Raw genomic sequence first — 17052 nt, 5'->3', positions numbered from 1 at the left:
GTTATGTGAATATTCTGTAGGTATGATTGGACTGAACTACGCGCTACTATATACATAGACAACTTTTATCTCTTGACAGAAGAGATGATCTAATTTTCAGTAAGTGATAATTATATCATGCGTTGTCTATGAAGTAGCTTTTATAAAGAGTAAGGCACATTTAATATTTTAAGTCACACAGACAGTATTGTCTCTGCACAATATTATCGTGGTTGTATGCAGTGAGCTATAGAGTTGATTCATGCTTTTGAATGAGCAAGAAATAATCAGAAAATTACCTTTTCTTGTCGATTACAAGATGACTTGTACTATATATTGAGTGCAATAGTGCTATGAAATCATATTATTTTCAATATTTTTTGATTGTTATATAATAGTTTGAGTTGATCCCGCAATATATTTTAGGTACAAACATCCAATATCACTATGTCTGCTTAGATATGCCTTTGTCGAAGACAAAGGGATAGGATGATAGTGCATTAGATGAAAAATTATTACCGGCCTCATTAAGCTTGATACGACCGATATATCTCTATCACTATCATCTAGAAAATTGATTATTGGATTTTTATAACCACTTGTTACAGAGTAATAATCTTTTCGCCTTCCTCATTATTTTAATAAACGAAAAAATTAGTCACATGACTTAATATAACTAGTGGTTAGAGTATGTTTTCTCATTAGTTATTCTAAGGAGATAATTTTATGATTTTAGTATTGCATCGTTTTATGGTGCGGTTTATTTTTTTTTTCTAGTATTTTATTAACCGCTTGTAGTCAGAACCCATCAAGGCAACTAACAGATCAGCAGAAGATAATTACGCCGTGGCATATTCACGAGAAGTTGGTACAACGAATTACTAAATATGAAACCCGTGGTACATTATCGTTATTTTCTGATAATCATAAATTGTACGTTCATTTTTACTGGCAACAAAGCTCACCTCATCATTATCAACTTGTTTTTACTAACTTATTTGGTATAACAGAATTACAGTTAATACAGGATGGCACTATAGTAAAATTTATTCATAGAAAAGTGAAATATGTGATTAATGAGCAACGTGCAACATATGTAATATATCAACTAACTGGGATGAAGATTTCACTGGAAAATTTTCGTCAATGGATCATGGGATTACCTGGTGATTGTGCTAATTTTAGATTAGACGAACAAAATCTCCTAAGGGAGGTTTATTGGAATGCAGCCAGTAGACGCTGCTGCATACTCTATATAGAGTATAAAAAAGCATTTGGACTACCATATCTACCTAGTAGCATTGAGGTGCACCAAGATAATCAATGTATTAAGGTAAAGATAGATTAGAAGGAAGGCTATATGATTACTAAGTGGCCCGCCCCAGCAAAACTAAATTTATTTCTCTATATTATTGGTCAGCGATCAGATGGATATCATAACCTTCAAACTTTATTTCAATTACTTGAGTATGGGGATACTCTATCGGTTGAGCACAACAAAAGCGGAGAGTTACAATTATTGACTAAATTGCCAGATGTGGAAGAAGATAAAAATCTCATTATGCGCGCAGCAAAACTTTTACGTGATCAGGCGCAATTATGCGGTACCTTACCAAATAAAGCCGGCGCAACTTTCCAATTAGAAAAACGACTTCCTATTGGTGGGGGAGTTGGCGGAGGTTCTTCAAATGCTGCTACTGTACTAGTAGCGCTTAATTATTTATGGGGTGCCCAGTTTAGTACAGGACAGCTAGCAGCGCTAGGATTACAATTAGGTGCTGATATACCATTTTTTCTTTATGGTTCATCGGCGTTGGCTGAGGGGATTGGAGATCGCCTTATTCCAATTTCATTGAAGGAAAAATGGTATTTAGTTGTGCACCCTGGTATTAATATTAGTACTCTGCAAGTTTTTCATGATCCTTTGCTAACTAGAAATACTCCTCATCGTTATATGAAAGATTTATTATTAGGTACATTTTTTAATGATTGTGAATATGTTGTTAGACATCGTTTTTATGAGGTGGAATACCTTATGTCTTTGTTGGCGCCATATTCTTTACCGCGCTTAACTGGTACAGGTTCATGTGTTTTTGCAGAATTTTATACTGAATCCTCTGCTCGTTCTATCTTAGCAAAAATGCCTGCAGGATTACAGGGTTTTGTAGCTCGAGGGTTAAATGTTTCTCCATTATACAGTGTGTTAAAAAAATACATAATGCAGTAACAGAATTTGAATAACACTCTTAGTATTATTTTTATAATACAATTATCTTAACTCTTTAATGTATAAGCTTTCATATAAAATATGAGGGTATTAATTTGTAGTAATTAGTTCATGATAATGCACAGCTCTCAGTAGTAATAGTTAAGAGAAGATAAATAAAGAGAGGGTTAAGAATCTAGCATTAAGGATACTATCGCCCATGGTTAATAGGACAATATACATTATTTTGCCAGCATGCTATTAGCATTGCATTAGCTGGATGTAAACTACGAGGTTCATCTTGTGCTTAATATGAAGCTTTTTGCTGGTAATGCGATTCCTGAACTAGCGCAACGTGTTGCGGCATGCCTTAACAGCACGCTTTGTGATGCTGCTGTAGGTCGTTTTAGCGATGGTGAAGTAAGTGTACAAATTAATGAGAACGTACGTGGCGGTGATATTTTTATTATCCAGTCTACTTGTGCGCCTACGAATGATAATTTAATGGAATTGGTTGTTATGGTCGATGCTCTACGTCGTGCCTCCGCTGGTCGTATTACTGCAGTGATCCCCTATTTTGGATATGCCCGTCAAGATCGTCGCGTACGCTCTGCTCGCGTTCCTATTACAGCAAAAGTGATTGCTGATTTTTTATCTAGCGTGGGTGTAGATCGGGTATTAACTGTGGATTTGCATGCTGAACAGATCCAGGGTTTTTTTGATGTGCCAGTGGATAATGTTTTCGGCAGTCCGGTGCTATTAGAGGATATGCTGCAAATCGGCTTTGAAAACCCTATTGTTGTCTCTCCAGATATAGGTGGAGTGGTACGCGCACGTGCGATTGCTAAATTACTCCATGATACTGATATGGCTATTATTGATAAACGTCGTCCACGTGCTAATGTTGCTCAAGTGATGAATATTATCGGTGATGTAGCAGGGCGTGACTGTGTATTAGTAGACGATATGATTGATACTGGAGGCACTTTATGCAAAGCAGCAGAAGCGCTAAAGTATAGAGGTGCAAAACGTGTATTTGCATATACCACTCATCCTATTTTTTCAGGAAACGTAGTAAGTAACTTAAAAAACTCAATGCTTGACGAAGTCGTTGTATGTGATACGATTCCTTTGCCGCAAGAAATAAAAGAATTACCTACCGTGCGCATGTTAACCTTATCAGGCATGTTAGCTGAAGCTATTCGTCGTATAAGTAATGATGAATCTATTTCAGCTATGTTTGAGCATTAATCACATGATTAATAATATGTAAGATGCGTCTGTTTTCTGCGTTTAGTCAAATAATGAGAATATCCTTATTATATTTCTTGCTGTTAAGTCACTGCATCCTACTTAGTATTCACCGGATCGCAGGCGATATCTCTATCTCATCCAGATAGTTAAAGATGACTATTTTTAAAATATTACAACTATGTCTCATCAGTGATGGAATCAGGTAGTATATAATGTAGTGGTTTAGGTATGACATACAACTAAGGAGTCATGAAAAATATAATATCATTCACATCAATAGAGTGTTATTAAATATAGTAGAAACGCTCTTAGATCGAGCATCTCTATGAGAGATGGAGTACATCGTATTAAGATAGGGTGCGCGTATCAATGATATATTGTTATACTGTAATTAGATATTATAGAGCATACCTGCAGTTTTTATAAAATATATTTATAGTTTTGAGAGTGTGGGGCGATTTACAGTTTTTTATTACTGCGAGAAAAATATTGTTACATCATGGATTGGCGAAAATATATGTTTATCCTTATATCTACTGAAAGGCATAGAGATTTGTATAATCACTTTGATGTCTACATTACTCTTTTTGATATTGTATGTCATTATCAAACAGTGAACACAGCTATATTGTTAGAGAAAAGTCGTTGAAATCCCAATACTAGTATGAGAATTTTTGTCAAAATTTTAAAAAAATATCTATTTACAATGTAATGCTTCTATTGTAACTATATCACTGTAGTGAAACAAACGAGATGTATATTAGTATGGTTATAGTGATTTACTTATAGTAAGATGTGTCTTTTTAGTAAGTATACACACGTATTATATTTTATGAGTTGATAATAGAATATAGTCTATTAATAGACTAAATAATTTTATATTTATTGTGGATGGTTATTTATAAAAATTGCGGAATATATAGGTTTATAAGTTTTTAGAGTGTGTGTGTATTATTAGAGAGATACAAAAATGTATAATATAAGGTATCTATTATAGACCATATCTGTTTTGTACACCCCTTCTGTAAGACTATACACTGAATAGTGTAAAAGTACTTTTGAGGAGCCACAAGAACTCAAACATAGTTGTTAACTGTATATACATCATTATGATTTTATAAAATAAAATGTTTTGTATCTAATGTAGATTAGATATCTATGCATATATATCTAAGGTGTACAATGCGAGTACGCTTATCTTTTATGTGGAAATATCCTCTATGAATTATCAGCTTACACGTTTAGTATTGCTCGGATTATTAATGACGGGTTGCATTAGTAGTCCAGAGATACATGAAACCAAAGGGGCATATTTAGATCCTTTAGAGAAATTTAATCGTATTATGTTTCACTGGAATTATAATATTATAGATCCGTATATTATACGCCCTTTAGCATTGTTGTGGCGGGATATGATACCCCTTCCCGTCCGTTATGGATTGATAAATTTTACTAGTAATTTAAGTGAACCAAGCTCAGTGGTTAATTATTTACTTGAAGGTAACCCATATCAGGCAGGATTACACTTTAATCGATTTCTTCTTAATACTGTACTAGGAATGGGTGGTTTTATTGATGTTGCAAGTATGGCTAACCCTAAATTAGAAAAACAAGACAGCCGCGTATTTGGTAATACTCTTGGTTATTATAATGTGGGGTATGGTATCTATATGGTTATACCTGGTTACGGAAGGTTTACACCCCGTGAGGATCTTGGTGGTTTAGTAGATTATATGTATTTTCCGTTTAGTTGTTTTACTTGGTGGATGTCTGTAAGTAAATGGTTATTAGAGGGGGTTGAAAATAGAGCACAGCTGTTAGACTATGATATAATGATACAAGAAAACAAAGATCCTTACATGTTTATGCGTACAACTTATTTTCAACATTATGACTTTTTAGCTAGAAAACCTCATTCAACTTCTCAGGATACTATAAATCATATAGTAACGCAGCGTATGATAACTGAGATTGATACAATATAATACAACTACATGAGCATTTATACTATAGATGTTATTTTTCTGAATAGAGCAGTAATGATTTGGAACGGTTTTATATGTTGAAAAATATCGGTTATACACGTCATCAATCTATTTATTGAGTTCAGTGTATTATAGCACCGACTATATTTTGTCATTCTATAAACAGAATTACTTTTTCAATCATACGTAATCATTGCATATAGTTCTATGTGAGTGATTAATAGCAATTAATTATTTTATATATATTGATATTATATTTTATATTCCAATTCATATTGGATGAATAATAGATCATTTATTAAAATGATACTGTCTACTATGAGATCTAATCTTATATTCGAGCAATATGTGGTGAGGAGTGGTACTGTATTCTTATATTAAGAGATATAATTACATACTTTAGTACACATTTGTATTGATGTTGAAACATTTTTAGTATAAGCGGAAATATGAAAGGAATATATTTATCTATGTTGTATCAATGTGGCATGCTGTGTACTCAGAGCGCGAAGTATCGCTATCTTCTATTGTATACCATACAAAATATTTTTAGTATTGTGTGTAACTATATCCATTATTTTTAATATAACAGTCCATATATAGAGGAATCAAGATAATTCTGTTCAATCGATAAAGATGGGAATCGTTATCACCCTCATTACCATCATCATGGTATCTTGCATTTATCAGATACCCATATAGGTTATGTCATATTGTGACTTTGTGTGATAAATTTATGGCATTTTTTTATAACAATCACGACAAGTGTACAGCTCCAGCATGCATATTTATTTTATAAATTGATAATATATTGATTGTAGGATATGCAGTTGCATGTTTTCTCCGTGGAGAAGTAAGAAAGAATGCTTGTGCATCATTGGATACGGATTAGTTATCATCATATTTCCATCTAATGATGCGGTAATTTTTCTTACCGCGGCATAGAAGCGTATACTGCTCAAATAAACGGTCTTTATTGCAAAAAATATATTGACTGTGAGTCTGTAGATTACCGTTTATACTGATTGCTTGAGAGGTAATTAGCTGGCGTGCTTGCCTGCGTGAAGTAGCTAACAAAGTGTTCATGAGTGCTTGTTGTAGATCTTCACCTACCGCTAGTGTAATGGCTGGTATTCCATCTTGTACTAACTGTTTGATATCCTGTTCTGTTAATGCTGTGATAGTACCATGGAACAAACTATCAGTAATGCGACGTGCTGACACCAAACCCTGTTCTCCATGGATTAATTGCGTCATGATTGCAGCTAATACTCTTTGCGCAGACGGCGCTTGATTGCTCTGTTGATCGACCTCCTGAAGTGCGTCAATGTCATTTATACTCATACACGTAAATATTTTTAAAAAATGATATACATCCGAGTCCACAGTGGACATCCAGAATTGATAAAACTGATATGGGCTAGTTTTTTGAGCATCCAACCAAACCGTTCCTCCTTCAGTTTTGCCAAACTTAGTTCCATCAGATTTTGTAAGTAAGGGTAAAGTAAGACCGAAAACTTGTTTCTTATTTAAACGACGAACAAGATCTATACCGGAAGTAATATTCCCCCATTGATCTGATCCACCAATCTGTAGAATAGTATGATAATTTTCATTTAAATATGCAAAGTCATAAGCTTGTAATAGATTGTAGGAAAATTCAGTAAAGGATAATCCTTTATTCGTAGTATGAAGACGCCTCTTTACTATCTCTTTGTTTATCATTTGGTTAACAGAAAAGTGTTTACCAACATGACGCAAGAAATCAATTATATTAGTGCCATGAAACCAATGATAGTTATTGATCAGAAGAGCACTGTTTTCACTACAGTGAAAATCTAAAAACTTGACTATTTGTAAAGAGATATCCTCTACCCATTTGGCTACTATAGTCTCAGTATTAAGTTTACGTTCACCTATTTTAAAACTAGGATCACCTATGAGACCAGTGCCCCCCCCTATTAAGATGATAGGGGTGTGACCAGCATGTTGAAAATGTTTTAGACATATTAATGGCATTAAATGCCCTACGTGTAAGCTATCAGCAGTGGGGTCAAATCCACAATAGAGAACTACTTGTTCGTGTTCTAAAATTTTTTCTAAAGTTTGTTCGTTAGAAATTTGGGCTATTAAGCCTCTTTCTTTTAAGATCTTGATTATATTTTTTTTTGACACCTAAATACTCCATTGATATATTTGCATTAAATGTACCTAATCAATCTATAAAAGAGAATTATTTTTTCTGTGACACGTTTTGTGCTTAGCAAAAAGAAATTATTTTAGGGAAAGTCATTGATAGTATACGTGATAGATGACATATTAATACTAATATGTAGTAGCAAGTCATATTAGGAATTCATAAGAATCTATCTCTATTTGTATATACTATATCATTCATAATAAGTAAGCTTTTCGATATATTCAGTAGTACTGTGGATGATGATGTTATCTAGTTTTATTTTTATTTTGTAGAGTAATCAGTGAATATAATCATAGAGGGTTATTCTCAACTAACTATCTTTAATGAAAGCACTTATTGTACTAAGATTGATAACTATTCTAGAATTTTTCTTCTGCATCAGACATGCAGCAATGAAGAGCGTTTATGGGATATATCTGAGTGTATATGATTGTGCGCTTGCGTCTAGGAATATCTGTTTACACAATAGAATACATATATAAAGGTAATATACGATTCATAAAAAGACAAGCATGAATTATGCAATGATAGAGAAATAATCTTTCTTACCAATTACCTCCCATTATGACACATGTATATGAGTATCTGCTATATATATAAATATTACTTTAATTTTCTTGAGACTTTAGGCTACCAAAATATCAAATTTCTTTGTATAGTATTAGATATACTGAGTGTGGTATTTTATATGTTCATATATTTTTAATATCAAATGCTCTTTATCAGATTATTTGATATTAAAAGCAATTTTTTCTTTGCGTTAATATATCACATGTGATGCATTAATAATTTATTAAAAGTTTTTGTTCCTCTAATATATGAAATAATTAGCTTCCTAAGCGAGGGTGCTCATCTATTGCTACACATAGGTAAATTAATGAAAGACAAAATAGTAAACATTGGTCATATTCAGGTATCTAATCACTTGCCAAGTGTTTTATTTGGGGGTATGAATGTTCTAGAGTCGCGTGATTTAGCGATGACAATTTGTGAGCATTATGTAAGGGTAACAGACAAACTCAAGATTCCTTATGTATTTAAGGCTTCTTTTGATAAAGCGAATCGTTCTTCTGTAAACTCTTATCGTGGTTTAGGATTAGAAGAAGGTATGAAAATTTTCCAGGACATTAAAAAAAGTTTTGCAGTGAAAATTATGACAGACGTACACGACATCAGTCAGGTACAGACAGTAGCAAATGTAGTAGACGTTATTCAGCTACCTGCTTTTCTCGCGCGTCAAACTGATTTAATTGATGCCATGGCAAAAACTGGTTCTATTATTAATGTCAAAAAACCACAGTTTATGAGTCCATGGCAAATAGGAAATATTATTGATAAGTTTGCACAAGGAGGTAACGAAAAGATCCTTTTATGTGATCGTGGTGTCAATTTTGGTTATGATAACCTTGTAGTAGATATGCTAGGTTTTAATGTTATGAAACAAGTATCCAATAATCATCCTATCATCTTTGATGTTACGCATTCTCTGCAGTATCGTCATCCAATGAGTACTGTATCTAGTGGACGTCGTTCGCAGATTAGTGAATTAGCTCGAGCTGGTCTTGCTGTTGGGATTGCAGGTCTTTTTATTGAAGCGCATCCATGCCCATCTCAGGCTAAATGTGACGGTCCTTCAGCATTACCTCTGGATAAATTAGAACCTTTTTTAGTACAGATGCAAGCTATTGATGATTTGGTAAAAAGCTTTCCTGATCTTAATACAAGCTGCTAAGGTGTGATGATATGATGGACAATGGGTACTACTATATATTCGTATACTTATAAGGTATTATTCTACACTTTAAGTATTATCTCACACATTTTTATCCATATGGTGTAGATGTAACCCATAATATTTTCCCGTAGCATATTTTCATGAATGTAGTATAGATACTATCTCCATCATCATGTGATATCAATCTCTTATATCACATATTTTTGAGTAAGCGCCATTAGTGTATGGTATTACACGATGCAGCGTGGATGAACATACAAAGGTATGATAGATAAGTTAATAATATTGATTATACAGCGTTTATTCATCATTGATTATCTGGACGAAGCAATGGAAAGAGTATCACATCACGGATAGTATGCATATTAGTAAAAAGCATTACCATTCTGTCAATTCCAATCCCTACTCCAGCGCAGGGAGGTAGACCATACTCTAGTGCAGTGATATAATCCTCATCATAAAACATGGCTGCTTGATCACCTAGAATATCTTTGGAATGAACTTGCTGTAGAAAACGTTTTTTTTGATCCTCTGAGTCATTTAGCTCCGAAAAACCATTACCAATTTCACGTCCTCCTATAAAAAGTTCAAAACGGTCAGTGATTTCTGGATGCATATCATTACTACGCGCAAGGGGTGATACTTCAGCTGGGTATTCTGTGATAAAAGTAGGTTGAATTAATTTTTCTTCTACTGTTTTTTCAAAAATTTCAGTGATTATACGCCCAACACCCCATGTTTTTTCTACCATGATATCTAAAGAGCTAGCGATTTCTAATGAACTTTCCAAATCATTCAGTGCTAATATATTAACATCTTGATTATATTTAATAATTGCTTCTTTTATTGTCATGCACCGAAACGGTTTTTCAAAACATAGTTTATTATTACCATATTGAATTAGCGTGCTCCCACAGATATCTTGTGCTAGTGTACAGAAGAGAGTTTCAATTAGTTGCATGAGATCTATATAGTCACTATACGACATGTATAGCTCCATCATAGTAAATTCTGGATTATGGCGCGGAGAAGTACCTTCATTACGAAAATTGCGATTGATTTCAAAGATGCGATCAAAACCCCCTACTATTAAGCGTTTAAGATAGAGCTCGGGGGAAATACGTAGATACATATTGACATTTAAAGCATTGTGATACGTGATAAATGGGCGAGCCGCCGCTCCTCCTGGGATGGCTTGCATCATTGGGGTCTCTACTTCTAGAAAATCACGATCTACCATGAATTTTCTTATTCCAGCTATTAGTTTAGAGCGAATTTGAAATGTTTTGCGCACCTCCGGATTAGTAATAAGATCTAAATAACGTTGTCTATAACGAGTTTCTTGATCAACTAGTCCGTGAAATTTATCTGGTAAGGGACGTAGAGCTTTAGTTAAAAGACGCACTTTATTGCAGTATATAGACAACTCACCCGTTTTCGTTTTAAATAAAATTCCATTGGCACCAATAATGTCACCTAAATCAAATATTTTAAAATGTGTAGTGTTGTGGTTTGGGTCTAGTATATTAGTACGTGATAGATATAATTGAATGCGGCCATGAGAATCTTGTAATGTAATAAACGCCGCTTTTCCCATGATACGTCGTGTGATAATTCGTCCTGCAACACTGACTGTGATATTCAGTAATTCTAGTTCTTTTTTCTCTATATGATCAAATCTACTATGCAGTTCTAAAGAATTATTCTTTCTACGAAAGTCATTGGGAAAAGCCACTTCTGTTTGACGCATGTTGGTTAGTTTTTCGCGTCGTTTTTGTAGTTCAGAATGACGATGCGGTGTTTCTTGAATATTTTTGGATTCTGGTGTTGACATGTGTACCCCTAATTATAACCCTGCTTTTAAGCTTGCTTCAATAAAACGATCTAAATAACCGTCTAAAACCTCCTGGGTATTGCGTGTTTCTATATTAGTACGTAGATCTTTAATGCGTGAGTCATCGAGTACGTAAGAACGGATCTGATGTCCCCAGGTAATTTCAGATTTGTTTTCTTCTATTGTTTTTTGATCTATTTTTTTCTTTTGTATTGTATATTCATACAATTTAGCCCGTAGTTGTTTGAACGCTTGATCTTTATTTTTGTGTTGAGACCTGTCACTTTGACACTGTACGACAATATTAGTTGGTAAGTGAGTAATTCGGACCGCTGATTCAGTTTTATTTACATGCTGCCCACCTGCACCAGAAGAACGATATACATCAATACGTAAATCTGCTGGATTAAGGGGTAGTTCAATGTTTTCATCGATGTCCGGATAAATAAACACAGAACTAAATGATGTATGACGTCGTCCGCCTGAATCAAATGGACTTTTTCGCACTAGTCGATGTATACCACTTTCAGTTCTAAACCAACCATATGCGTAGTTTCCAATAATTTTGATTGTGGCCGATTTAGTGCCAGCAATATCACCAAGGGATTCTTCTATTATTTCTGTTTGAAAACCCTTTGCTTCAGCTGATCGTATATACATACGTAGTAACATGCTCGCCCAGTCTTGAGCTTCAATACCGCCAGAACCGGCTTGAATATCAATATAACAGGAGGCATTCATGTGTTTTCCTTGAAACATACACTGAAATTCAAGCAATCGTAATTGTTTATCTAGAGCATTTAGTTCAGTAAGCATGTCATTATAAAGCTCTTGTTCATGAGTTTCTAGTGTGAGTACAAATAAGCTAGAAATTTCTTCTAATTCTTGTTGTATTTGTTGTAAGGTTGAAATGGTTGATAATAATGAAGAACGTTCTTTTCCCAAAGCCTGAGCTCTATCTGGTTGATTCCAGATATCAGAACGCTCTAATTCTGTATGTATTTCTTGAAGGCGTTCTGTTTTCGCAGTATAATGTAAAGTGTTTTTCAGTATGGCGTTACGTTGAATAAGGTTCTGAATATGATTTTTAATTGCATGTATTTCACACATAATATAGATATCTTGTAAGATCAATGAAAGAGACTAATCCAATATTAGAATGTAGTATTCAGTAATACTGTAGAGTACATAGTGTTTAATTATAACACCATATTCGTGGAATAAAGTGATAATAGGGGTGGTTTTTGTACTAAAAATATTCTTTCTTTGAATACACATTGAGTGGCTCGGCAAAAATCTTATGAAAAATCATTTTTTTTTGAGAGATGATTGAGATGTTTTTAATTAGTTGTATCTATGTATTATGTATGTATTTTAGGGATTACACAAACTAAACATTATATGAAGAAGCGCTGGATAGTTCATTGCATAATCATTATATAAGAAGAGATCACATCACGTGATATTGTGATTAGAACATGTATGAATAGTATTTACGATAATTTATGTTTTTATTTTTTGAGTGCTAATGCGGTGGCGTGGATTAAAGAGAAAAAGGTGTGTAAAATATTATTTTATGTATAAGGCTACTCTACTTACGAAAAGAATCTTTACAAAATAAATAATGCTATATAGGTCTTCATACCACTCTTTTATTTTTTTCCTTAAAGTTTATCACGTAAGGTTCCAGTATTTGTTAATATAATCTGCATCTCCTAGCTGCACTCGGGATACCACTTATGTCACACCTTTATTATATTAGAATATCGTAGCAATAGTTTTTTTAGTTCAAATAAAATAATTGCGTGCAGAATTCTAGTTTCTATCATTCACCTAGTGATTCATTTTATATTTTATATGAAGGTATGAGGTACAATATATATTTGTAATCTGGTAAACCATACAGGTAATGGTTATCATAACGCATAATAATACGTTATAGATAATGATCTATATTTTGATACTATTTATTAAGATGACATAATATTTATAGTAAATATTATTGAAGATATTGACATCATCATATGATGATATTCATTGTATTTGTGCATCAAGAGGATTAAGGTTAATTTTTACGATAATGTATGTGTGATATAATAACATATCGTCATATATACATCCATTTATTCGTATACCAGCGTATTATTTCTAATATATTAGCATATCTTGTCGGGGTTTTGATGCTTAAAAAATATTTTAGATATCATTTAATTTTATTACTATAATATTACAATAAATGCTTATAAAATTTTCTCAAAGAGATTGACAAAGTGTGTATACCGGTAAATATTGCTTTTACGGATTATAGACTGTTAAGTTGGATATCAAGAGTTGCGCTACGGAGGACAAGTTGCATGATTCATCCATTAGTCATTGGTAATTGGAAGCTCAACGGAAATCTACACTTTATCAGTACGATGGTCTCCATCTTACGTCAATCCATTGGGAGTATTCAAAACTGTAAAGTAGTAATTGCCCCACCAATGATATATCTTGGGCAGGTAAAACAAGCCATCTACAATAGTGCTATTGAATTATGCGCTCAAAACGTGGATCTTCATATATCCGGTGCGTTTACTGGAGAAGTCTCCTCTAATATGCTAAAAGATATTGGTGCTAAATATGTTATTATTGGGCACTCTGAACGCCGTCTCTGGCATGCTGAAACTGATTATGTTATTGCAAGAAAATTTTATATATTAAAAAAAGAAGGTCTTATACCAGTACTATGCATTGGTGAAACAGAACTTGAACATCAAGAAGGTAGAACAAAGGAAGCATGCGCTCGTCAAATTGATGTAATTTTATCCTTACAAGGCGCAGAAGCCTTTAACGGTGTAGTGATCGCTTATGAGCCGATATGGGCTATTGGAACAGGAAAGTCCGCACATCCAGATAAAGTTCAAGAAGTACACGAATTTATTCGTACTTATATTGCGCAGAAAGATGCAAAAAAGGATTCTTTTGTAACGATACAGTATGGCGGATCCGTAACTAGCAAGAATATAATGGGATTATGTGCACAGCCTGATATTGATGGTGTTTTAGTGGGCAGCGCTTGTTTGAATCCTGAGTCTTTTATAGATATTATTCGCTTAGCGGTAAAACAAAAAAGTAGCAAAATGTTTTGATTTCCGTATAAGAAAGGCGTGTTGTTATCACAACAATGATAAATATGTTTTTATCCACTTTACGAAGCTATCGGTGTGTAGCTTTTACCTAAGTTAAGATTTGAATCGTTCCTGTAGAGTGCACAGTAAAAATTTTGTCATGTGAGTATAGATTACTCGTATTATTGAGTCTTAGCCGAATAGCATTCGAATCAAGTGTGTTCTTATCATAAACGTTATTTTTTCTTTTGAAAATATAGCTATTCATATATATGATATATTAACTTTCAACACCTCGCTTCAATTTATTCATGGGACTAGAAGATTATGATGTACTAGTAAATGCATATTTGTTGATACATGCTGGAAAAGTGGATATGCATACCATGCATAAAAATTGGTATCAATATTAGTATATACCACGATAAAGTTGATTTGTATTCATACAAGAATTATAAGACATCAGATGAGAATCTAGTATAATTTCATTATTGATTGCAGATTTATTACATTCACTAATGTTCAGTGACTTATTATGACTACTATAGATTAACGAGTGTTTACGTCTTTGTTATACAAATTGTATATAGGATGATATCCTATGTAGAATTAGCGCACTAATTCAATGTACTTCGGTGTTTTTCATATCAACTATTCGTTTTTTTAAATTCACATAGATCTTCTATGTGGCATGATTTACATCGCGGTTTGCGTGATAAGCACGTGTAACGACCATGTAAAATAAACCACTGATGACAGTGTATTTGAAATTTTTTTGGTACATATTTTAATAGTTTATTTTCTACTTCTGTGACGTTTCTACCTATTGCGAAACGGGAACGATTACACACGCGAAAAACATGCCTATCAACAGCGATAACTGGCCAGTGAAAACAAGTATTTAATACTACATTCGCAGTTTTACGCCCAACACCCGGCAAATCTTCTAATGCTGCTAGATTAGCGGGCACATCTCCGCCATGTTTTTCTAATAAAATATGGCAGATATTAATAATATTTTTGGCTTTGATATTATATAGGCCAATCGTCTTTATCTGCTCTTTAAGTTTCTCTATGCCAAATTCTAGTAGCATCGGAGCAGTATTAGCTAATGGATACAATCTAGTAGTAACTTTATTTACACTAACATCTGTAGCCTGTGCAGAGAGTACAGTAGCAATAAGGATCTCAAATGGTGAGGTACCATTTAGCTGTGGCATAGGGTGGGGGTTGTTTTTTTGCAAGCGAATTAGGATTTGTTTTCGTATTTTGCGATTCATTCTACACCTGTGATTTTTTATAAAGCAAATAGAATACGTATATTTTATAAATATTTTTATAGTTTTGTTTTTTGATCAATAAGGTATTTGAAGGCAAGAATTAGACCGAGACCAATAAATGCACCTGGAGGTAGCATAGCTAATAAGAAAGGCCAATCTAAATGAATCACTTGTATTCGCATTATTTTAGCCCACGATCCAAGTAATTGATCTGCACCATCAAAAATAGTCCCATTACCGAGAATTTCCCGTATAGAGCCCAATAATACCATCACACTTGTGGCACCAAGACCAATGGTCATCCCATCTAATGCTGATAAATAGACATTTTGTTTCGATGCTATAGCTTCTGCGCGACCCACTACAATACAATTCGTCACAATAAGTGGAATAAAAATACCTAATGATTGGTATAAACTATAAGCATAGGCATTAATTAACATTTCTATACAACTGACAACCGTGGAAATAATGATGACATAAATTGGAATACGAATTGTAGAAGGAATCCAGTGTCTCGATAAGGATATAGCACTGTTGGTAGCAATAAGCACTATTGTAGTAGCTAAACCCAGACCCAGTGCATTAGTAGCATTGGAAGTAACAGCTAATAAAGGACAGAGACCTAAGAGTTGCACTAGTGCTGAGTTATTTTTCCACAGTCCCTTAAGGATGACAGTATACGCTTGGCTCATGAATGTCTCCATACACTTTTATTCAGAAATATATCTGGCTTATCATAAGTAAGATACATAGTATCATTGATCATATGAAATATATGAGTCATGTGTATCTTTTTACATCGAATATTGATATCTATGTCTATAGAGACATAATGTTTCTATCTTTCAGGAAAATATAATGTATGATTTGTAGTGAGCAATGATCGTTAGTATTATGAGTTGTTGCAAAATACAGTAATCTAAATTTACATTATGATATAAAATATAATAATAAAAATAATATTTAAAATGCGTACTTTTTAGAATAACAGAGGATATATATCATGTGTTTATATAATAGTTTATTTAAAAATACACAGATACTGGCCATGAATTAATGTTATTCATTAATTATCATTATTGTTTAAACTAAATATGTATTACTTCTCATATAGGGTTCTAGAAAAACATGATGTCATTATGTTGATATCTATTACGGATGTATCTTTTTATTTATAGTGATTTTACTGATGCACTATATTCGAAGTGTAGCATTTATTTAGGATTAGAGATCGTCAGTATTTCTTTATATGAAAGATCAGCCAGGTAAGAATAGACGAATGGATCTGCTACAAAGCATAGTAAGATGTATTCATCCATACAGATGATTCTTATAGGATTATATGAAATAATTTTATTACAGTATGCACTATAAGTCATAAAGAAATAGTTCTTTCTTGTGTTCAAGAAAAGTTTTGTAGATTATAAAAAAGCTTTTTTAGATCATATACACCCTAAAAGGTGGTG

Annotated in this window: 11 protein-coding genes; 6 read left to right on the top strand and 5 right to left on the bottom strand. The window is 33.4% G+C overall.

Annotation, left to right across the window (positions count from 1 at the left end):
• Positions 1-721: 721 nt before the first annotated feature.
• The 4 genes from lolB to ERCILAFE3058_RS02060 all read left to right on the top strand — a co-directional run bounded on the left by lolB (position 722) and on the right by ERCILAFE3058_RS02060 (position 5424).
• Positions 722-1327 carry a lipoprotein insertase outer membrane protein LolB gene (lolB, locus tag ERCILAFE3058_RS02075; RefSeq protein ID WP_157990070.1) on the top strand — a complete coding sequence of 202 codons (606 nt, stop codon included), beginning with the start codon at positions 722-724 and terminating at the stop codon, positions 1325-1327.
• Positions 1328-1339: 12 nt separating this feature from the next.
• Entirely contained in the window at positions 1340-2206 is an 867-nt protein-coding gene (ispE, locus tag ERCILAFE3058_RS02070; protein ID WP_157989805.1) for a 4-(cytidine 5'-diphospho)-2-C-methyl-D-erythritol kinase, read from the top strand.
• A gap of 282 nt (positions 2207-2488) precedes the next feature.
• Complete coding sequence (locus tag ERCILAFE3058_RS02065; protein ID WP_157989804.1) at positions 2489-3436, top strand: ribose-phosphate pyrophosphokinase; 948 nt, start codon at positions 2489-2491, stop codon at positions 3434-3436.
• Between the two features lie 1223 nt (positions 3437-4659).
• Positions 4660-5424, top strand: coding sequence for an MlaA family lipoprotein (locus ERCILAFE3058_RS02060; RefSeq protein WP_157989803.1), 765 nt, complete (start codon positions 4660-4662; stop codon positions 5422-5424).
• An 888-nt stretch (positions 5425-6312) separates the two neighbouring features.
• Here ERCILAFE3058_RS02060 and tyrS read toward each other — a convergent pair.
• Positions 6313-7599: a tyrosine--tRNA ligase gene (tyrS, locus tag ERCILAFE3058_RS02055; protein WP_157989802.1), complete on the bottom strand. Its 1287-nt coding sequence runs from the start codon at positions 7597-7599 to the stop codon at positions 6313-6315.
• 902 nt (positions 7600-8501) lie between these two features.
• Here tyrS and kdsA point away from each other — a divergent pair.
• Positions 8502-9356 (top strand): 3-deoxy-8-phosphooctulonate synthase, encoded by an 855-nt coding sequence (kdsA, locus tag ERCILAFE3058_RS02050; protein WP_157989801.1) that lies wholly within the window; start codon positions 8502-8504, stop codon positions 9354-9356.
• A gap of 310 nt (positions 9357-9666) precedes the next feature.
• On the opposite strand, the gene lysS is transcribed toward kdsA, so the two are convergent.
• Positions 9667-11193: a lysine--tRNA ligase gene (lysS, locus tag ERCILAFE3058_RS02045; protein ID WP_157989800.1), complete on the bottom strand. Its 1527-nt coding sequence runs from the start codon at positions 11191-11193 to the stop codon at positions 9667-9669.
• A gap of 12 nt (positions 11194-11205) precedes the next feature.
• Positions 11206-12303, bottom strand: a complete 1098-nt coding sequence (prfB, locus tag ERCILAFE3058_RS02040) for a peptide chain release factor 2 (protein ID WP_157989799.1) — start codon at positions 12301-12303, stop codon at positions 11206-11208.
• 1244 nt (positions 12304-13547) lie between these two features.
• Between prfB and tpiA the strand changes: the two genes are divergently transcribed.
• Positions 13548-14324 (top strand): triose-phosphate isomerase, encoded by a 777-nt coding sequence (tpiA, locus tag ERCILAFE3058_RS02035; protein ID WP_157989798.1) that lies wholly within the window; start codon positions 13548-13550, stop codon positions 14322-14324.
• 626 nt (positions 14325-14950) lie between these two features.
• Here tpiA and nth read toward each other — a convergent pair.
• Positions 14951-15583: an endonuclease III gene (gene nth, locus ERCILAFE3058_RS02030; protein WP_157989797.1), complete on the bottom strand. Its 633-nt coding sequence runs from the start codon at positions 15581-15583 to the stop codon at positions 14951-14953.
• Positions 15584-15639: 56 nt separating this feature from the next.
• On the bottom strand, positions 15640-16278 hold the full coding sequence (locus ERCILAFE3058_RS02025; RefSeq protein ID WP_157989796.1) for an electron transport complex subunit E: 639 nt from the start codon (positions 16276-16278) through the stop codon (positions 15640-15642).
• Between the last annotated feature and the right edge of the window lie 774 nt (positions 16279-17052).

The organism is Candidatus Erwinia haradaeae (assembly GCF_900698955.1).
GTDB classification, from domain to species: domain Bacteria; phylum Pseudomonadota; class Gammaproteobacteria; order Enterobacterales; family Enterobacteriaceae; genus Erwinia_E; species Erwinia_E haradaeae_G.
The sequence above is the reverse complement of the archived record's forward strand: the minus strand, read 5'-3'. Positions and strand labels throughout refer to the sequence as shown.

Coding starts and splice junctions, on each gene's coding strand:
- ispE (WP_157989805.1), top strand. CDS start 1,340: ATGATTACTAAGTGGCCCGCCCCAGCAAAACTAAATTTATTTCTCTAT.
- ERCILAFE3058_RS02060 (WP_157989803.1), top strand. CDS start 4,660: ATGAATTATCAGCTTACACGTTTAGTATTGCTCGGATTATTAATGACG.
- kdsA (WP_157989801.1), top strand. CDS start 8,502: ATGAAAGACAAAATAGTAAACATTGGTCATATTCAGGTATCTAATCAC.
- lysS (WP_157989800.1), bottom strand. CDS start 11,193: ATGTCAACACCAGAATCCAAAAATATTCAAGAAACACCGCATCGTCAT.
- prfB (WP_157989799.1), bottom strand. CDS start 12,303: ATGTGTGAAATACATGCAATTAAAAATCATATTCAGAACCTTATTCAA.
- tpiA (WP_157989798.1), top strand. CDS start 13,548: ATGATTCATCCATTAGTCATTGGTAATTGGAAGCTCAACGGAAATCTA.
- nth (WP_157989797.1), bottom strand. CDS start 15,583: ATGAATCGCAAAATACGAAAACAAATCCTAATTCGCTTGCAAAAAAAC.
- ERCILAFE3058_RS02025 (WP_157989796.1), bottom strand. CDS start 16,278: ATGAGCCAAGCGTATACTGTCATCCTTAAGGGACTGTGGAAAAATAAC.